This is a genomic window from Cupriavidus laharis, from assembly GCF_914271435.1.
Lineage (GTDB): Bacteria > Pseudomonadota > Gammaproteobacteria > Burkholderiales > Burkholderiaceae > Cupriavidus > Cupriavidus laharis.
In genome coordinates this window covers 1-18,656 of record NZ_CAJZAI010000026.1, presented here as the reverse complement: position 1 = coordinate 18,656, position 18,656 = coordinate 1, and the positions used below count along the sequence as shown (strand labels likewise).

At 61.9% G+C, this 18,656-nt stretch carries 20 protein-coding genes and 2 pseudogenes; 20 read left to right on the top strand and 2 right to left on the bottom strand.

All coding sequences use genetic code 11. The annotated features are described in order from the left end of the window. Positions 1–407 precede the first annotated feature (407 nt). The 11 genes from LDO29_RS26745 (at position 408) to LDO29_RS26695 (ending at position 9,610) form a co-directional block, all read left to right on the top strand. Positions 408–1,004, top strand: coding sequence for a carboxymuconolactone decarboxylase family protein (locus LDO29_RS26745; RefSeq protein ID WP_224082759.1), 597 nt, complete (start codon positions 408–410; stop codon positions 1,002–1,004). 20 nt (positions 1,005–1,024) lie between these two features. Beyond that, positions 1,025–1,990, top strand: a complete 966-nt coding sequence (arsS, locus tag LDO29_RS26740; RefSeq protein ID WP_224082758.1) for an arsenosugar biosynthesis radical SAM (seleno)protein ArsS — start codon at positions 1,025–1,027, stop codon at positions 1,988–1,990. 10 nt (positions 1,991–2,000) lie between these two features. Then, positions 2,001–3,521, top strand: a complete 1,521-nt coding sequence (locus tag LDO29_RS26735) for a dihydrolipoyl dehydrogenase family protein (RefSeq protein WP_318035534.1) — start codon at positions 2,001–2,003, stop codon at positions 3,519–3,521. A 53-nt stretch (positions 3,522–3,574) separates the two neighbouring features. Next, complete coding sequence (locus LDO29_RS26730) at positions 3,575–4,246, top strand: TVP38/TMEM64 family protein (protein WP_224082757.1); 672 nt, start codon at positions 3,575–3,577, stop codon at positions 4,244–4,246. Then, entirely contained in the window at positions 4,246–4,956 is a 711-nt protein-coding gene (locus LDO29_RS26725) for a TIGR04283 family arsenosugar biosynthesis glycosyltransferase (RefSeq protein ID WP_224082756.1), read from the top strand. The genes LDO29_RS26730 and LDO29_RS26725 overlap by 1 nt, the downstream gene beginning before the upstream one ends. 5 nt (positions 4,957–4,961) lie before the next feature. Beyond that, on the top strand, positions 4,962–5,576 hold the full coding sequence (locus LDO29_RS26720) for a TIGR04282 family arsenosugar biosynthesis glycosyltransferase (protein WP_253074150.1): 615 nt from the start codon (positions 4,962–4,964) through the stop codon (positions 5,574–5,576). An 11-nt stretch (positions 5,577–5,587) separates the two neighbouring features. After that, positions 5,588–6,439 carry an S-methyl-5'-thioadenosine phosphorylase gene (mtnP, locus tag LDO29_RS26715; protein WP_224082754.1) on the top strand — a complete coding sequence of 284 codons (852 nt, stop codon included), beginning with the start codon at positions 5,588–5,590 and terminating at the stop codon, positions 6,437–6,439. A gap of 190 nt (positions 6,440–6,629) precedes the next feature. Further along, a complete protein-coding gene (locus tag LDO29_RS26710) occupies positions 6,630–7,910 on the top strand; it encodes a radical SAM protein (RefSeq protein WP_224082753.1) in 1,281 nt (426 codons plus the stop codon). A 22-nt stretch (positions 7,911–7,932) separates the two neighbouring features. After that, positions 7,933–8,718, top strand: a complete 786-nt coding sequence (locus LDO29_RS26705) for a DUF547 domain-containing protein (protein ID WP_224082752.1) — start codon at positions 7,933–7,935, stop codon at positions 8,716–8,718. A 206-nt stretch (positions 8,719–8,924) separates the two neighbouring features. Continuing rightward, on the top strand, positions 8,925–9,188 hold the full coding sequence (locus tag LDO29_RS26700; protein ID WP_224082751.1) for a thioredoxin family protein: 264 nt from the start codon (positions 8,925–8,927) through the stop codon (positions 9,186–9,188). Beyond that, entirely contained in the window at positions 9,185–9,610 is a 426-nt protein-coding gene (locus tag LDO29_RS26695; RefSeq protein WP_224082750.1) for a heavy metal-responsive transcriptional regulator, read from the top strand. The genes LDO29_RS26700 and LDO29_RS26695 overlap by 4 nt, the downstream gene beginning before the upstream one ends. A 38-nt stretch (positions 9,611–9,648) precedes the next feature. Here the strand turns inward: LDO29_RS26695 and LDO29_RS26690 are convergent, their stop codons facing one another. Continuing rightward, complete coding sequence (locus LDO29_RS26690; protein ID WP_224082788.1) at positions 9,649–9,963, bottom strand: hypothetical protein; 315 nt, start codon at positions 9,961–9,963, stop codon at positions 9,649–9,651. On the opposite strand from LDO29_RS26690, the gene LDO29_RS26685 reads away from it, so the two are divergent. The 6 genes and pseudogenes from LDO29_RS26685 to LDO29_RS26660 all read left to right on the top strand — a co-directional run bounded on the left by LDO29_RS26685 (position 9,953) and on the right by LDO29_RS26660 (position 14,317). Then, the gene (locus LDO29_RS26685) at positions 9,953–10,258 is read left to right on the top strand and encodes a mercuric transporter MerT family protein (RefSeq protein ID WP_449720084.1); all 306 of its coding nucleotides are present in this window, start codon (positions 9,953–9,955) and stop codon (positions 10,256–10,258) included. The genes LDO29_RS26690 and LDO29_RS26685 overlap by 11 nt on opposite strands. A gap of 12 nt (positions 10,259–10,270) precedes the next feature. Beyond that, on the top strand, positions 10,271–10,546 hold the full coding sequence (merP, locus tag LDO29_RS26680; protein WP_224082748.1) for a mercury resistance system periplasmic binding protein MerP: 276 nt from the start codon (positions 10,271–10,273) through the stop codon (positions 10,544–10,546). A 7-nt stretch (positions 10,547–10,553) separates the two neighbouring features. Beyond that, the gene (locus LDO29_RS26675) at positions 10,554–10,781 is read left to right on the top strand and encodes a GDCCVxC domain-containing (seleno)protein (protein WP_224082747.1); all 228 of its coding nucleotides are present in this window, start codon (positions 10,554–10,556) and stop codon (positions 10,779–10,781) included. Positions 10,782–10,809: 28 nt separating this feature from the next. Next, complete coding sequence (locus LDO29_RS26670; protein WP_224082746.1) at positions 10,810–11,802, top strand: DUF3179 domain-containing protein; 993 nt, start codon at positions 10,810–10,812, stop codon at positions 11,800–11,802. 502 nt (positions 11,803–12,304) lie between these two features. Beyond that, positions 12,305–12,739, top strand: a pseudogene (locus tag LDO29_RS26665) (transposase); the annotation flags it as partial. A 231-nt stretch (positions 12,740–12,970) separates the two neighbouring features. Continuing rightward, the gene (locus tag LDO29_RS26660) at positions 12,971–14,317 is read left to right on the top strand and encodes an IS110 family RNA-guided transposase (RefSeq protein WP_318035533.1); all 1,347 of its coding nucleotides are present in this window, start codon (positions 12,971–12,973) and stop codon (positions 14,315–14,317) included. 185 nt (positions 14,318–14,502) lie between these two features. Here the strand turns inward: LDO29_RS26660 and LDO29_RS26655 are convergent, their stop codons facing one another. Further along, a complete protein-coding gene (locus LDO29_RS26655; protein ID WP_224082744.1) occupies positions 14,503–14,766 on the bottom strand; it encodes a hypothetical protein in 264 nt (87 codons plus the stop codon). A 1,063-nt stretch (positions 14,767–15,829) separates the two neighbouring features. Here LDO29_RS26655 and LDO29_RS26650 point away from each other — a divergent pair. From LDO29_RS26650 to LDO29_RS26640, 3 genes and pseudogenes are all read left to right on the top strand, one after another. Beyond that, a pseudogene (locus LDO29_RS26650) lies at positions 15,830–16,069 on the top strand (DUF2242 domain-containing protein); the annotation flags it as partial. 340 nt (positions 16,070–16,409) lie between these two features. Continuing rightward, entirely contained in the window at positions 16,410–16,802 is a 393-nt protein-coding gene (locus LDO29_RS26645) for a SpoIIAA family protein (RefSeq protein WP_224082743.1), read from the top strand. 289 nt (positions 16,803–17,091) lie between these two features. Continuing rightward, the gene (locus tag LDO29_RS26640; RefSeq protein WP_224082742.1) at positions 17,092–18,462 is read left to right on the top strand and encodes an APC family permease; all 1,371 of its coding nucleotides are present in this window, start codon (positions 17,092–17,094) and stop codon (positions 18,460–18,462) included. Positions 18,463–18,656: the final 194 nt, after the last annotated feature.

Sequence of the window (18,656 nt, the reverse complement as noted above, 5' to 3'; positions counted from 1 at the left end):
GCACGTTGCTAACGTTAGGAAAGCTATTTAGGCATGCTTTGCTGAAAGCTAAGAGAGATAAATTCAATTATCTTGCCGAAACAGCCGCGACCTCACGTCAGATGGGTGCGCATGGTCGCGCGCAGGCCCGATCAACGTTTCAAAACCAGGGGGGAGGGACCAGTCAGCAAATGACTGATTTGATTGAGGTTTCAGGCAAGCATCGCCCGGAAACCCGCGTGGCTGCTAGGGGAGGCTACCCCGGTAAACTGCACAAGAATCAAAGGAACCCCAAGCCGCATTGCGCGCCGCCTGGCACGCACCGACCCGCATCGGAAAGCAAGCGGGCGGTGCATCGTCCTGCCGACCAGGGCGCCAGCTGCTGCGCTCCCGGTACGGAATGCTGCTGACCGAGCGAGGCTTGTGCCATGTCCATGATCTCGACGCCAGATGACGCGACCTATCCGTGGTATGTGCGCCTGATCTTATGGTTGCAACGCAGGAAATATGGCGCCGAACTCGAGCCGGCCAAGTTGTGGGGCCGCACCCCGAGAGTCTTTGTCGCATTGACAAGGCTCTATCGCGCGATCGACCGGGCGTCTTCCCCGATCGAACCTGCGCTGCGCTCGCTGGTTACGGTGCGGGTCTCGCAAATCAACTGGTGCGAGTTTTGCATCGATCTTAATTCTGCGACGGCGCTGGAGCGCAGCGTCGATGCCGCCAAGCTATCGGAGCTGGCCGACTTCGACCACTCCCCGCGCTACAGTGCCCGTGAGAAGGCGGCCCTGCGCTACGCCGAGGCCGTTACCATCACCGACCGCCGCGTGGACGCCGCGCAGATGGGTGAACTCAAGACGCATTTCAGCGACGACGCCATCATCGAACTCACTGCGCTGATCGCCTTCCAGAATTTATCGAGCAAGTTCAACGCGGCGCTGCACGTTCCGGCCCAAGGGTTCTGCCGGATGCCGCCAGGGTCGCCGGATGACGTGGCCAGGCAGGCGTCGCAAAAGATCGTCAAGTAAGGGGCCTGCGGAGAAGCGCCATGTATTCCACCTTTCCACTACTGCGCGACACCGACTTCCCGGCGATACGACGCAAGGCATTGGAGACGCTGCAGGTCAACCTCGGCTATCGCTGCAATCAGACCTGTGTGCATTGCCACGTCAACGCTGGGCCGACCCGCACGGAAATGATGGACAGTCCGACTGTCGATCTGGTGCTCGAGGTGCTGCGCGCCCGGAGGCTCCCAACCGTTGATCTCACTGGCGGCGCCCCGGAACTCAACCCGCATTTTCGCCGCCTGGTGACCGCCGCGCGTGCGTCGGACGTGCGCGTCATCGACCGCTGCAACCTCACCATCCTGTTCGAGCCGGGGCAGGAAGATCTCGCGGAATTTCTTGCCGCTGAGCGCGTGGAAGTCGTGGCCTCCCTTCCATGCTATTCGGCGGACAACGTAGACCGTCAGCGGGGCGCCGGCACGTTTGACAAGAGCGTATCGGCGTTACAGCACCTCAATGGCCTCGGCTATGGCCAGCCTGATACCGGACTCGCGCTACATCTCGTCTACAACCCGCAAGGCCCGGCTTTGCCGCCCAATCAGGAGAAACTCGAGGCGGACTATAAGCGCGAGTTGTCCGCGCATTTTGGCATTGTCTTCAACCGGCTCTTTGCGCTCGCGAACATGCCAATCCAGCGCTTTGGCAGCACGTTGGTCTCAAAGGGGCAGTTCGCGGACTACATGCGCCTGCTGAAGGAAAATTTCAGTGCTGCCAATCTTGAAGGCCTGATGTGCCGCAGCCTCGTCAGCGTTGACTGGCAAGGCTATCTCCACGACTGCGATTTCAACCAGATGCTGGGCCTGCCGCTGAAGCTCGGTGTTTCGTCGCGCGCTCACTTGCGCGATCTGCTGAGCGCCGAGTTGATCGGTCAGCCCATCGTCGTGGCCGACCATTGCTACGGCTGCACCGCAGGTCAGGGCAGCAGTTGCGGTGGCGCGTTGGCCGCCTGAGTCGCAATCCGTGAAACCGACGATGCGGCCCAACCGACCCTTCATCGCCCGCTGGCCCAAGCCCAGGACGTTCGACCGCAACCTAGTCGTCATCGGTGCCGGCGCGGCCGGCCTCGTGACGGCCTACCTCGGGGCGGCGCTGAAAGCGAAAGTCACACTCATCGAAGGCGGCAAGATGGGCGGCGACTGCCTGAATTCCGGGTGCGTACCTTCCAAAGCCCTGCTGCGTTCGGCGCGTTTTGTCAAGCAAGCAAAGCATGCGGCCGCACTGGGCATTGACAAGGCCGAGATCAGCTTCGATTTTGCCGAGGTGATGACGCGCGTGCATCGGGTGATTGCAACGGTCGCGCCGCACGATTCGGCCGAGCGGTACGCCAAGCTCGGCGTGGACGTCATCCAAGGGCGAGCTACGATTACCTCGCCCTGGACAGTCGAAGTCAACGGCCATACCCTCGCCACCCGCGCCATCGTCATCGCGGCCGGGGCGGAACCCATGGTGCCCCCGATCCCGGGCCTGGAAACGGTCGGCTATTACACCACCGAGACCATCTGGTCCCTCCGGGCGCTACCCCGACGGCTGATTGTGCTGGGCGGTGGCCCGGCCGGCTGCGAGCTCGCGCAAGCCTTTGCCCACTTTGGGGCGGAAGTCACGCAGGTGCAGCGGTCGCCGCGACTCCTCGTCCGTGAGGATCCTGAAGCCTCCGCACTGATCGCGGCGGCGCTGACGGCGGACGGCGTGCGGGTTCTGGTTTCGCACCGCGCGGTGCGCTGTGAGCAAGTCGGTGGTCTTAAGCGGTTGATTGTCAGTCGCGGTGAACAGGAAATGGCTCTGGAGTTTGACGTGCTGTTGTGCGCAGTCGGGCGTCGCCCACGCACAGCAGGTTATGGCCTGGAGGCGCTGGGACTCCCCCTGACACCGGGCCGCACCATCGAGACCAACGCCTATTTGCAAACGCTCTACCCGAACATTTACGCCTGTGGCGACGTCGCGGGCCCGTTTCAGTTCACCCACGCTGCGGCCCATCAGGCGTGGTACGCGACGGTCAACGCGCTGTTTGGCGGGGTGAAGCGCTTTCGAGCCGATTACACAGTGATGCCATGGTGCACCTTTACCGATCCGGAGGTGGCCCGCGTGGGGCGGAGCGAGCGGGACTGCATAGAGCAAGGCGTTCCCTACGAAGTGACCCGCTATGACCTGGGCGAACTGGATCGTGCGATCACCGACGAGTGCGCCCGTGGCTTCGTCAAGGTTCTGACCGTGGCGGGGCGGGACAAGCTCCTCGGGGTCACCATCGTCGGAAACCATGCCGGAGACTTGCTTGCGGAATACGTGCTGGCGATGAAGCACGGCCTGGGACTCAATCAGATTCTCGCTACCGTCCACACCTATCCGACGCTGGCCGAGGCCAACAAGTATGCGGCCGGCGCGTGGAAACAGGCGCACGCCCCGCAACAGGTGCTGAGATGGCTCGCACGCTTTCATGCCTGGCGGCGCGGTGGCATGGCGGCAATGCGTGGGGAGCCTGACTGATGAGACCGTTAGGAGCCGCCCTTCTGAAAGTCAACCGTACCCGCGTCCTGATCGTGGTGGCGATCATCGCGCTGTTCGCGGCTTACTGGGGCCTCGATCTCGGCCGTTACCTGAACCTGGCCAACCTGAAAGCCGGTCAGGCGGCATGGCAAGCCTACTATGCGGCGCATCCGGCTGTGGCAATCGCGGGCTATTTCCTGCTGTATGTCGCGGTCACCGCGCTCTCCGTGCCGGGCGCGACGATCATGACGCTGGCCGGTGGCGCGATCTTCGGTCTGTGGGCCGGCACCTTGCTGGTGTCATTTGCCTCAACCTTTGGCGCCACCCTGGCGTTTCTTACCTCGCGGTACCTGTTCGGCGAGGCGGTCCAGCGCCGCTTCGGGGATCGGCTTGTAGCAATCCATGCCGGGCTCGCGAAGGACGGCGCATTCTATCTGTTCGCGCTCCGGCTGGTCCCATTGGTACCGTTCTTCACGATCAACCTGGCCATGGGGCTGACACCGATCAAGACCAGTACCTTCTACTGGGTCAGCCAAGTTGGCATGCTCGCCGGCACGGTGGTCTATGTGAACGCCGGAGCCCAACTGGCACACGTTAGCAGCGTTGCCGATGTCTTGTCTCCAGCGCTGCTCGGTTCGTTCGCGCTGATTGGGGTGCTGCCACTTGCCGCGCGAACAGCCGTGCGCCGCATGCAAGCAAGTGGCCGTTTCCGGGGAAAACGCTAATGCGCCTGTCAATCGTGATCCCGACCTGGAACGAAGCGGACCATATCGAAGGCGCCCTTGCCGCGCTTCAGTCGCTGCGCCGCAACGGCGTGGAAATCATTGTGGTAGACGCAGATAGCGCGGACGGCACGGCTGGCCTGGCGGGGCCGTTGGCTGATCGGGTCATCATCACTGCCCGCGGTCGGGCGCACCAGATGAATGCTGGCGCCGCGGCAGCCCATGGGGCGCTGCTGATTTTCCTCCATGCCGACACACGCTTGCCGGCCGATGCTGACCGGGCTGTCCACACCGTCATGCAATCGGGACAACGGGTGTGGGGTAGGTTCGATGTCCGCATCGCGGGTCGGCTGCGGCTCTTTCGCGTTGTCGCGGCATCGATCAACCTTCGCTCGCGGCTCACCGGCATCGCCACCGGGGACCAGGCGATGTTCGTGCGGCGCGAGGCCTTCTTCGCCGTCGGCGGCTTTCCGGATCTGCCGCTGATGGAAGACATTGTGCTGTCGGCCCGCTTGAAGCGCCTTGGGCCACCGGCATGTCTGCGCGAGCGCGTGGTCACGTCCGGGCGACGGTGGGAGCAGCATGGGCTCTGGCGGACGATACTGATGATGTGGTGGCTACGCCTGCAGTTCTTTTTTGGACGCAGTGCAGTAGCGTTGGCGCAACACTATGAAGGCAAGGAGCACACATGCGCCCCCCCCGGTGCGAAGTAATTGTCTTGGCCAAAGCGCCCGAGCCGGGGTATGCCAAGACCCGGCTGATTCCGGCGCTTGGCGCCTATGGGGCTGCGGCGCTGGCCGAGCGCTTGCTGCGGCATACGCTTGCCTCAGCCTGTGCGGCCGAGATTGGTCCGGTAGAGCTCTGCTGTACCCCGGATACTGGGCATCCGGCATTCCTGGCCTGTGCGCGGGACTTCAATGTGGCGCTGTCGCGTCAATGCGATGGCGACCTCGGTCAAAGAATGGCCACGACGGCCCGCCGGGCATTGGCGCGTGCCGGCAGCGTGCTCATCATCGGCACCGACTGCCCGGCGCTGGAGCCAACGCAGCTCAACGCTGCGGCGCGAATCCTGAATGCCGGAAATGATGCGGTGCTCGTTCCCGCCGCTGATGGCGGCTACGTCCTGCTGGGTCTGCGACGCCTTGATCCCCATCTGTTCTCGGCAATACGCTGGAGCACCGCGACCGTCATGACTGAAACACGCAAGCGCCTGACTGCGCTTGGCTGGCGGTGGGCGGAACTGCCCGCATTGCCTGACGTTGACGAACCAGGCGATTTGCGACATGTCCCCATCGCGCTGCTGTCAGCAGGGCCGAAACTGAGCACTGAATAGGAGGAGTCACCATGCTAGGGATTATTGGCGGAACCGGAATCTATGCCATTGACGGGCTCAGCGTGATCCGGGAGCACCTGGTCGACACGCCATTCGGCGCGCCATCGGCGCCTGCGGTCCAGGGGCGTTTTGGTGCTATGGAAGTCATGTTCCTACCCCGCCATGGTCCGCATCACGAACTGCTGCCGCACGAGGTCAACTACCGAGCCAATATCTACGCGCTGAAATCGCTCGGTGTACGCCAGATCATCGGCCTGTCCGCCGTCGGTAGCCTGCGACAGCAGATCGCGCCCGGCGAATTCATCATCCCAACCCAATATGTGGACTGGGTGCGCGGCCACCGCGACAAGACTTTCTTTGGGGAAGGGCTGGTCGCGCACGTGTCTTCGGCTGAGCCCACTTGTGCCCGGCTCGCCTCGACACTCGAAGCAGCCGCGAGCGAGATGCGCCTGCCCGTCCATTCCGGCGTGGTTTATGGCTGTGTGGACGGCCCTCGCCTGGGCACACGCGCCGAGAGCCATTTTCTGCGCGGTGCGATGGCATGCGATGTAGTCGGCATGACGAACGTGCCGGAGGTGTTCCTCGCCCGGGAGGCCCAGATCTGCTACTGCACCTTGGGCATTGTCACCGACTATGACTGCTGGCTCGAGGATCCCGCGCAACACGCCACTGTCGCGGCGGTGATCGCCCGCTACGGGGAGAGTGTCGGCAGGGCCAGGCAGCTCTTGACCCGGATTCTGTCGACAGGCTTGTCCGACCACGACGCTTGTTCCTGTCGCCACGCGCTACGCGATGCGGTACTTACCCCTGAGGGCGCGGTTCCCACGGAAAAGCGGGCGCTGTTTCAACTCTTGAGGGCATAGCGCGACAGCAAATGATGCGCCGGGGCTCGTGCAGTGGTGCGGGCCGCATCCGGGCAAAGGGAAAAACGGGCGGATTGCTCCCAACGGGGGACGAGTCATGCGTTTCATGTCCAGAGAGGAAGTCGAGGCTTGCACGCCAGAGGCGTGGCCACGGTCCCCAGCTGACGCCTTCGGGCGCGCGCGTGCCGTCATGGCCAAGCAAGGACTCGCGCAACCTAACCAGCAGATGGGGCAGCGATGGCCGATCGGCTGTGTGGCGCTCGAGATCACGCAGCGCTGCAATCTAGACTGCACGCTGTGCTACCTCTCCGAAAATTCGGAGGCGGTGAAAGACATCCCCCTGGACGAGGTGATGGCCCGAGTGGAAAGCATCTTCAACGCCTATGGGAAAAACACCGATGTCCAGGTCACCGGTGGTGAGCCGACCCTGCGCAAGCGCGACGAGCTGCTCGCCATCGTGCGCAGGATCCATGCGTTAGGCATGCGTGCCACGCTGATGACCAATGGCATTCGGGCAACCCGGGCCCTGCTTCGCGAATTGGCTGCCGCGGGGCTGGCGGACGTCGCCTTCCATGTCGATACCACCCAGCGACGACGGGGTTACCAGACGGAAGCTGAGCTGAATGTGCTGCGCCAGCGCTATCTGGAGCGAGCCGCCGGACTGCCCCTGTCGGTGATGTTCAACACGACGGTGCATGATGGAAACTTCGATGAGATTCCCGCCGTCGTCGCGTTTTTCCGGGCGCGCGCGGGACGGATCCGTACCGCGTCGTTCCAGTTGCAAGCCAACATTGGCCGGGGCATGCAGGGCGCGCGTGGTCCGGTCATCACACCCGATACGACGGCGGCTCAGATTGAGCGCGGGGCAGGAACGGCGCTCCAATTTTCGAGTTCCCTGATCGGGCATCCTTCGTGTAGCCGCTATGTGATGTGCCTGGCTGCGAATGGCAACCTCTACGACGCCTTTGACGACCGGCTCTTCGTGGCAACTCTCCAGACTGCTACGGCCGGCATGGCGTTTGACCGGACTTGCCCGACTGCGACCGCCCGAAGCTTGGCGCTTCGGCTTTTTGCTCACCCGACGTTGTGGGCGCCGGTCTTGTCGTGGCTGACAAGAAAAGCCTGGACGATGAGGGGGGACCTCATCAGGAGCCGGGGGCACGTGCATACCCTCTCGTTTCTCATCCACAACTTCATGGATGCGAACAGACTGGAAGCGGACCGGATCGAAGCCTGTGCGTTCAAGGTCATCACCGCCGACGGCCCGATTTCCATGTGCTTGCATAACGCCAGGCGCGACGCCTTTATTCTGCGACCCATTCGAATCCATCGAGCCGCGTCGTCGCTGTTCTGGGATCCGCTGACAGGCACCGAGACAAGCGAAGCCGCTGTGAGCAACGGCCTTGCTATCCAGCCTCGACCGTTGAAGCGTCGCGCGCGCGACCGCGCGCCCCGACGCTCATTTCAATAGGCGGATTGCCGGCGAAATTGCGATGTCCTCCAGGAAACTCCGCTTTTCACTACTTTTCATGTGCATCGCGCTGACTGCAGCTATGGGTGCAGCCATGGCGCAGGCCGCCGTCCCTGACACCAACGCGCACTGGGCGCGCGTGCTTCACCAGTATGTGAACGATCACGGGCAGGTGGACTTCTGCGGACTCGCCAAAGATCCGACCGATTTGCGCGCCTACCTCGACTATGTCGAGCGTGTGAGTCCGCAGAACATGCCGGATGCATTTCCGACGCGCGGCGCAGCGCTTGCTTACTACATCAATTCCTACAATGCGCTCGCGATGTACAACGTCATCGTCTCAGGCACGCCGAAAGAGTTGGGATGGCTGACGCGGTTACGATTCTTTGGTGGCAGACACTTCACGATCGGTGGCAAGGCCATGACGCTCTACACCTATGAAAACAGCGTGATCCGTCCCATGGGGGATGAGCGCGTCCATTTTGCGCTGAACTGCATGGTGATCGGCTGTCCGCACTTACCCAACCAGCCATTCTCCGGCGAACACCTCGATGCGCAGCTTGATGAGGCCGCACGGCGCTTCTTCAACGAACCGCGAAACCTTCAGGTCAATCTGGCAAGAGGCACCGTCCGAGTTTCATCGATCCTCAATTTCTATCAAGACGACTTTCTGAGGGCGAGCCCCACGTTGCTTGCCTACATCAACCGCTATGCGCCGGCGAGGCTGCCTCCAGGCATGGAAATCGAATTCATCCCCTACGACTGGACCATCAACACACAAAGCCGCAGTTGTCAGGCTATTGATTGACGTCCCGGGACCCGCTGCGGCGGGAGTGGCGCGACACGGCCGCTGGATCCTCCGGCTGCCTGTGCTCCTGTGAAGACGGCGCGTCACAGGGTTCAAGTTGAGGCTTGACTCTGGAGCATACTCCAAGGTTTATCTTTAGATTGTGACGGGGCGGCCCGCTCATTCGGTGTCTGCCCTCGTTCACGACTATGAGAAGGAGACCGAACATGACTGCCAAACGCAAAGTCGAAGTCTTCAGCGCAGGCTGTCCCGTCTGTGCCGATGCGGTAGCTCTAGTGAGAAGCCTGGCTTGCGCGTCGTGCGAAGTCGATGTGCTCGACATGCGCGATAGCGCCGTGGCGCAGCGCGCCAAGGCGCTCGGCGTGCGCTCGGTGCCAGCCGTGGCAATCGACGGCCAGCTCGCCAGCTGCTGCGCAGGACGTGGCGTCGATGAAGCCAGTCTGCGCGCCGCCGGACTCGGCCAGCCATGATGCTGACCATCGGCAAGCTTGCACGAGCAGGTGATGTCAGCCCCGACGCGCTGCGCTACTACGAGCGCGAGGGGCTGCTGATTCCCGCTGGCAAGACTGCAGTCGGCTACCGGCTCTATGGAGATGACGCCGTACGCCGCGTGCGCTTCATCCAGCACGCCCAGGCTTGCGGCTTCACGCTGGCGGAAATTCGCGAGTTGTTGCAGCTGCGCCAGACCGACCGCGCCTGCTGCAACGATGTGCGGCAGCGTGCTATCGCGAAGCAACTCCAGCTTGCCGCCAAGATTCGCGCCATGCGGGCGATGTTTGCCGCGTTGGATCGGCTGATCGCCGCTTGTGCTGACGGCACACAGCCGGTCGATGACTGCCCGATCTTGGCCGCGCTGGAGCAAGTCGATGGCGATTCGGAGGGCACGCCATGAGAATCGAGAGTTTCATGTGCCGGGCTGAGTCCGTTGCGTCACCCCCACAGGCCGCCGGGGTCGCATGGCGTGAAATCAATGTGCTCGATGCGCTCGACCGCGCTGTGGAGCTGATAGCTAAGCGTGTTGATACCGCCCGCGCTCGCTGTTGACGGCCAACTGGTTTGTTGGATGCGCTGTCTCAGGAACTGGCTCGCAGGATGAGAGGTGGCCCGTTGCTGGTCGCCCTGGGTCTGCTCTGGCCCTGCTGCTGGGTCAGGCAGGCCCGGTCGGAAGAAAGGAGAAAGGAGGGCATAAAGAATGACGGCGAACACCGGAAGCCGGGCCTTGATCGCGAGTGTCTTGGCGGCCATCGGCGCATCGGTGTGCTGTGTCGGCCCACTCGTGCTAATCGCGCTCGGTATCGGCGGCACTTGGGTCGGCAGTCTGACCGTGATGGAGCCGTACCGGCCGCTCTTCATCGGACTGACGCTGCTGTTCCTCGGTCTGGCTTTCCGCAAGCTCTATGTGGTGCCACCGGTCTGCGCACCCGGCATGCGCTGTGCCGAACCGCGCGCGATCCGCCGGCAGCGCCTCACGTTCTGGATTGTCGCGGTTCTGCTGCTCAGTCTGCTGACTGTGCCCTGGCTTGCGCCGCTGTTCTACTGAAGGGGTTTCCCCATGCGCAAACTGCTGATCGCCGTGCTCGCCGCTACCCCACTTGCGGCCCTGGCCGCCGCACCGAAAGCCGTCACGCTCACCGTCCAGAACATGACGTGCCCGCTATGCCCACTCACCGTCAAGAAATCGCTGGAGAAGGTTGATGGCGTCAGTAGTGTCAAGATCGACTTCGAGCGCAAGACCGCGATCGTCACTTATGCCCCGGAAAAGACGCAGCCGGAGGCGCTGATCCGTGCCACGACGAACGCCGGCTATCCGTCAACCATTCAGAAGTGATGCCGCGATGAGCACGACACTCCTGGAGTCCGTACTGACCTGCCCGCAATGCGGCTTCATGTGGCAGGAAACCATGCCGACCGACGCCTGCCAGTTCTACGCTGAGTGTCCGACCTGCCATGCGCTATTGCGCCCGAAGCCAGGCGACTGCTGCGTGTTCTGCTCCTATGGATCGGTGCCGTGTCCACCGATCCAACTCCAGCGAGGCTGCCGTCCACCGGTGACTCAGCCCTAGCGTACGATTTGGCTGGAGGTTGTCGCAAATGAATATTCCAATCGCCTGGAACCTCGCCGCTGTTTCCCGCGTCTCACGCTGGCTGCTGACGTTGGCTTACCTCATCGCACTTGTGTGGAGCAGCCCCGTCTGGTGTGGCGACCGCAATGCCAATGGTTTTGACCTGCAAGGCGCCTTGGTCTCGCGAGACGAAATCGTCAACGGCGGTCCGCCACGCGACGGGATCCCGGCGCTAATCGCGCCACCCTTCGTGGCCGCCTCCGAAGCGACGTTCTTGAGGTCCGATGACCGCGTCCTCGGAGTACTGCTGAACGGCATGGCCAAGGCTTATCCCGAGCGCATTCTGATCTGGCATGAAATCGTTAACGACGAGTTCAATGGTGAGCCGCTAGTCATTAGCTTTTGCCCCCTATGCGGCACGGGCGCTGCGTACTCGGCAAGAGTCGATGGCAAGCGCTTGACTTTCGGCGTGTCCGGCCTGCTCTATAACAGCAATCTGCTGCTATATGACAAACAGACGGAATCCCTGTGGTCGCAAATGCTCGGCAAAGCGATATCGGGCCCACTCAAGGGCGCCGCCTTAAAGGATTTCCCGATCACCCATACCACTTGGCAGGCGTGGCAGAAGGAACACCCGCACACCGTGGTGCTATCCGAGCGCACCGGCTACCAGCGCGACTACGGCTTCAATCCTTACTCGGACTACCTGACCAACGCGGTGGTAATGTTCCGCACTCGCCAGGAAAGCCACCGCTTCCACCCCAAGGAATGGGTGCTCGGCGTGGAGGCGAACGGCGCCTACAAGGCCTATCCGTTCACCGAGCTCGCCAAGGCTGGCAACGTCGTGCGTGACCGGGTGGGCGGCAGACTCATAGAAATTCGGCTTGACCCGGCAACCCGGTCGGCGCAAGCCATCTCCAACGACGAGCCCTACCGGTCGCAGACGGCCTATTGGTTCGCCTGGTTCGCCTTCCACCCGCGCACCGAGGCTTACCAAGCTCCGTCGACCACCCGAAGGTAGTGACCAGGTATATGCGCTAGCCCGCATTCCCCGCCCGCTGACGTCAAGCGAGGCTAAACTGCTCGCGCACGAGCGCGTGGGTGCCGCGTGCTGAGGTTCGCGAGTGCGCCGTCGACACGGAGTTGGATTGACATTGCGGCCACTTATAGGATCGGCTCAACGGAGGGACTGCTGCGTGACATCTAAACATCAGCGCGGGGGTATGCCGCGGATGTGATGATGCTATTGGTACAGATTGGAGCCGATCTGCTGCATCGTCTGCTGGCTCGGGGAGCCGTTCTGGCATTAGGCTCGGCCGCACACGACGATCGGACGGGCAAGGGTGGCTGGCTTATTCAACGGCCGTCGGGCCATCCTCCCGCGGCACAGTAGTTGTCGCCCCGATAGGAACTTGAATCTTTCCTGATTTCAAGTCTCTTAGCGGCGCTGGAAGGCCGGGCCGAAGGCGCCGGCCCCCTTGCCGCCAGTTTCCACAGTAAGGGGGCGATGATGAGAGAACAAGTTGGCGCGATACGGACAAGTCTTTAAGAACAGAGCGGTGGCGCGGTTGCTGCCGCCGGAGAGCGCCCCGCTGGAGTTGGTGGCTCGGGAGATCGGAGTGAGCGCAGATACGCTGGAGCGCTGGCGCCGTGAGGAACTGGCCAAGCCCGCACGCGAGCGCGGCTGGACGGCTGCCGCTCGCCTGGAGGCCGTGATCATCACGGCAGCCATGGACGAGTCAGCCCGCAGCGCCTGGTGTCGCGAACACGGCGTGTACCCACAGCAGCTGCAGCAATGGCGCGACAGCGCAACGCAAGCGCTTGCCGAGCCCGCGGAGAGGCACGCCAGTCCGCAGCAGACCAAGGAAGGCCGCGGGCGCATCAAGGAGCTCGAGCGCGAACTGCGGCGCAAGGACAAGGCCCTGGCTGAGACAGCAGCGTTGCTGGTGTTGTCAAAAAACTACCTTCGCGCCGCGCCGCGCCCCTGTGAGTAGAAACAGACAGGTGCCTACACTAAGGAGGCGCTCAGACTGTGGCCGTCAGCTTTTTGGAGGCGCAAGTCCCCGTCAAAAAACCTGGCCCAGGGGAAGCTGCGGACCCGGCTGTGGTGGCACTTCGTGTGACCCCGTTTAGGAAAGTGATCTAATCCGAGTCCCCGTCCGGGCGTAATCAACCGACTGGAGGTGACTATGCCCAGGCAACGCAAGGTCACGGGACTACCCGTGATCAACGAAAAGGCCGCAGGTATCGATATCGGGGCACGCATTCAGGTTGCTGCGGTACCTCCTGAGCTGTCCGATGAGCCAGTGCAGACCTTCCAGGCCTTCACTGCAGACATCGACCGGATGGCAGACTGGCTCGTTTCCCTCGGGATAAGGACCGTCGCGATGGAATCGACCGGTGTGTACTGGGTGCCGGTGTACGAGATCCTTGAAGACCGAGGGCTTGAGGTCATTCTGACCAACGCTCGTGAATGCAAAGCCGTGCCGGGTCGCAAGAGCGACGTCAACGACGCGCAGTGGCTGCAACGACTGCACGCTTGCGGGCTGCTACGCGCCAGCTTTCGACCGGGGCGTGATATCGCTGCGCTTCGGGCCTATATGCGGGTGCGCGATCGCCATCTGGAATACGCCGCAGCACACATCCAGCATATGCAGAAGGCGCTGACCTTCATGAACTTGCAGCTTCACCATGTCGTCAGCGATCTGACGGGCGTTACGGGGATGAAGATCATCCGCGCCATCGTCGATGGCGAGCGCGATCCCGATGTCTTGGCAAGGATGCGTGACGGTCGGTGCAAGCACAGTGTGCAGACGATACGCGCTGCCCTGGTGGGCAACTACCAGCCGGAGCACGTCTTCGCGCTGACTCAGGCCCTGGCGCTGTATGACTCGTACCAGGCCCGCATAGCTGAATGCGATGCCCAGATCGAGAAGACGCTTGCGCAACTGGTGATCGACAAGGCGCCGCCCAAAGACCCACTCGGCGCGGCAAGGGCGCATGCTTGGCAGACCAACTCAGTCAACTTCGACGTGCGGCCACTTTTGCATCAACTCACTGGCGTCGACCTCACGCAGATCCATGGGATCGGCCCGAGCTTGGCCCTGGAGCTGGTTGCCGAGTGCGGAACGGACCTCAGCCGCTGGCCCACTGAAAAGCACTTTACGTCCTGGCTCACGCTGTCGCCAGGATGCAAGATCAGCGGAGGAAAGGTGCTCTCTTCGCACACTCGAAAGACGACCAATCGCGTCGCTGCAAGACTGCGCTTGGTGGCGACTTCTGTTGGACGGACCGACACCGCGCTTGGAGCGTTCTACCGCCGCTTGGCAGCTCGCATAGGCAAAGCCAAGGCTCTCACTGCGACGGCGCGCAAGATTGCGATCCTCTTTTACAGAGCCATGCGCTTCGGCATGCGATATGAGGACCCTGGAGCTGACCAGTATGAACGCCGATACAGGGAGCGCGTGGTCAAGCAACTCCACCGTCGAGCGGCCCAGTTCGGCTTCTCGCTGCAACCGGCGGAGGCTGTTTCTTAGGAAGTCTCGGCGATCTTCAACAAGGACAAAGGCGAGGACGAATGATCGGGCTCGAAGATCGCCAGACGCTGGAACCTTCAAAAGAAGCTCCCTCGCAAGGAGGTCCCTCGAGGGAGCAGGCGGCTCGCAGACTGACGCAGCACCAAGTGCTTATACACGAGAGTATTTCTCCACGAAATCAGTACTTACTTTTGTGGGCCGTCGTCAATATATCCATCGCGGTTGGTAATTCTCGCTCCGTCCGTGAACACATCACGCTTGTCCGTGACTCTCGCACCATCAGTATAAACGTCGAACCTGGACGATTTCGCTGCACCGGCGTACACCTCGAACGTTCCAGCTTTCCCCCCATCGGTATAGGTGTCACGCGGACCTAGAATGCCGGCAAGTGCCGACCCTGCGCAAAGGGCGGTGCCCGCCGCAACGAGCAGTAAGACTTTCTTGACCATTTTCCGACTCCTCTTCAGGTGGTTACTCAACCCCGCAGCGGCAGGACATCACCGCAGGGCACCGTGGCACGACTGAGGTTTGTGGCCTAGCACCCTAGCCGTGTACCTAAAGTTCGGCAGACTGCCGCCAAAGGTTACAGCCAGCGCGAACTCTCCTTGACTGTCGAGTACATCCTACGGCACATGACGCGCTTATGTACCTTGTTGGAGCCTCAGCTTCGCAGTGGAGGTCGCAGCGGAAAAAGGGGGGCCGATGATAGAGACATGAATGAGGTAACTGCCCACCGGAAGCGGTCTACGTGAATCCGCGCTTGGACATCAACGGCGAGGTGCCTGCAATCGTGGCGTCAAGCGAGCGCTGCGGCCGAGCGCCTCGTTCAAAGTGGGCACGACCGGCACAGCAGGGTCGCGCTTTGGCGTGGAGTGGCATCTGGGCGTCAGTTTAGTCGGCTGACCGGCGTGAGTGGCTTGGCAGCTTGGCAGCCACACGCGTGCGCGTGCCGTGTGATCCGTTCAGGCGTAAATTTGTAACTAGCAAAAAAAACCGCGCGAGACACCCGCGAAGCTATTGTCCAGGGATGCCGAAGTACACGAAGCGCGCCGCGCTTGCCCAAATCCGCGCCCGAGCGCTCACCTGCCTCGACCCCGATCGGGAGCGATCGGTGTTGAGGGGCAGCGCAGTGGCTAGCCACTTGCAGAGATCGCCGAGATCAATCACAAGTACGTGCGTGACTATGGCGCCAGCAGTCTGGGTGCCGTCGTCGCCGATTTGCAGCTCTCTCCGTTGATGCGCTTGCTGCGGATTCTGGCCAGGGTTGAATCGATGGAGACGGCGTTGAGCGACGCCCAGTAGGGCCGGCCGATGGAGCGTCGACATCGTTGACAATCGCCGCGCGAAACATCAATGGCAATGTAATGCTTCCACCTCGCGATTGGCACGGCGTTCCGAGAATGGCGCCGGCCCATGTAACCCCCCTGCTCACGTCCCTCACCGCCGCTGCGATGGCCGCCATCGCGATAGGCACGGTCACCCCGGCGCAGCCGCAGCGAGCGCGCATTGCTGCTGTCAATGCCGAGCGGATCCTGCGCGACTCGGCGCCCGCGCGCTCCCGCAGCTGGTGAGCGCTTCTTCAATCTGGTCGAACATTTTCTGAGGGTCGATCCGGTGCGGAGCGACCGCGCGACGGTGAAGGCCGCGAAGAAGGAGCATGTTGTGCCGCTGCCCGAGCCCGCGCCGACACATCCGCGCGAGCCGATGAAGATGACGACGCCCGCCGTGCCGACGCCGCCCGCCCCGCCCGTATGTGGGAGTCTGGGTCTTTGCCGCTATATCAACTGAACCGCTGTCACACTCGTCCGGGCGTTAGTCCCGAAGCATGTTGAATAAGCCGAAGGCAAGCAGGGCAGGGACGGGATCTGCCAGCAAACTGCGCACGAATCACATATCACGTCGTGAGACAAAGTGGATAAGATAGCAGATGACCCTGTGGTACAGGACGTGCATACAGATGTTGTAAGCTGTCTTGCCGCTACCGGACCCTGCATATACGGTGAGAGAAGGACGGGAAAGACAAACGAGGGGGGCTGGAACGGGCACCGCAGGTAGTTACAAATCCTGCGGCCACTGGCAGGAGGAAGCAGTCATGATCGAGATCCTGAACGGCTTTCCGGACAACGTCGTCGCGGTCAGCGCCAGCGGCGAGGTTACGCGGGAGGACTACGAGAAGGTGCTGGTGCCCGCCGTCGACGCGGCTATCGCACGGCACGACAAGGTACGCATTTACTACGAACTCGGACCCGGCTTCGCCAGGATGGCGGTCGGCGCCATGTGGGATGACTTCAGGCTGGGCGTGACGCGTTACCTGCACTGGGAGGGCATCGCGGTGGTAACGGACCTCGACTGGATCCGACACGCTGCAGATATATTTCGATTCCTGGTGCCCGGCCATGTCAGGAGCTTCCAGATGGCCCAGTCCCGCGAGGCACGGGACTGGATCTCCGGTTCGCTCGATACGGCGGGCACGCGCGCTCGCTGAGCGGGGGCGCATTTCACCTCTAGGATGCTTTTGAACTTGTCCTCCTGGGTCAGGTGGCCGGTGTCCGGGGGGCACGAGAACGTTGCCGTGAAGTCATTCGTGGCTCTAATTGCCGGCCTTAGAGGCGACCGGAGGTGTCTTTCCGGCAACGCAATCTCTACTGCCAGTTCGCATTGACCGGTTTGCGAGCTGAAGAAATGGCAGCACTTGGAGTGCAATGAAGCTTGCGAGCACATCCCGCACCGAGCAAAAGTTGGGGCCATCAATGGCGCCCGAGAGTAGCACGCCCATGGACCAACCCGCCACGCTCAACGCCGATTCGCTGGGCATCGTCGAATCGGTGATCATGGGCATCGCCGGCACCGCGCCCGCCTACAGCATCGAGATCACGACGTCCACAATCATCGGGACGGCTGGCACGTTATCACCGGCAAGTATCCTGGTGTGCGGGCTCATCATGTTCGGCATCGCGTACGCGTTCATCAACATGAATCGTGCCATGGCGAGCGCCGGTACCTCCTATTCGTGGGTGAGCATGGTATTCGGGCGTGCGCTCGGCTTTTTTGCCGGCTGGGCGCTTCTGGTGCTGTGCTGCGTATTCATGGTTTCCGCCATGATCCCGGCGGCAAATGCCACGCTGCTCATCTTTGACCGGCCAAAGATGAATAACGTGCACTATGTGACGCTGATCGCGGCCGCGTGGCTCACGTTTGTCAGCGCAGTGGTCGTCAAGGGCATCAAGCTCACCAGCTATGTGCAGGTGCTGATGACGATCATCGAGGGAATCATCCTGCTCGCGATCATCGTTGCGAGCTTCTTCATGTTCCCGCGTGCGCCGCAACACCCGTTCTCGCTGCTCTGGTTCTCGCCCTTCGCGTTCTCGCCGACGCTGTTCGCCAACGGCGCATTGGTGGCGATCTTCTTCTTCTACGGCTGGGACGTGACCATGAACCTCAGCGAGGAGACACGCGACTCGAACCATATCCCGGGCCGTGCCGCGTTCTGGTCGATGGTGTTCCTGATGGCGTTCTTCCTCATCTTCATCGTCATCACGCTGCTCGGACTGTCGGATGCCGAGATCCAGCACTACAACACGAACATCATCTTCGCCATCGCGGAGAAGCTGTTCGGGCCGACCTGGGGCTACGTCTCGATCATCGCGGTACTGCTGAGCACGGTGGGAACGGTCGAGACGCAGATGCTGCAGTTCACGCGAACACTCTTTGCCAAGAGCCGCGACGGCACACTTCACCCTCGCTATGCGCGTCTGCATCCGCGTTGGCGGACGCCACACATCGCCATCTTTTTCATCTGGATCACGGGGCTCGCGCTGCTGTTCGTGTCGTCTTACCTGCCAACCATCAACGTCATCCTGCAGGATTCGATTACTGCCATAGGCTTCCAGATCTGCTTCTACCTTGGGCTAACCGGGCTCGCCTGCGGCTGGTACTACCGCAAGATGCTGGCGCATGGACTGTGGCTTGCCGTGAGTCACGTTATCTGGCCGGCGGCAAGCGGACTTTTCCTCTTCTTCATCGCGCTTTACAGCATTCCGACCTTCGACTGGGTCACCAATTTCGTCGGTATAGGAGGCATTGCCATCGGTGCCATTCCGCTGCTGCTGAACCGCAAGAAGATCTGGGTGAAGCCAGCAGCCTGATCCAGCTCGGTGCAGCGCATTGACCGCAATGGTCTCCGTTTGAGCCATCAAGCGGGCAATGCGCCACGCCACCACCATAGACAGGGGTAGTCGTCCTTTTTGTGCAAAATCTTACGGTTTCCTCCGGATTTTCCTTGTGAATCAATGGGTTGAAAATCCGCCGATTTCGCAAGTGCCGTCCTTTTTGTGCAAAA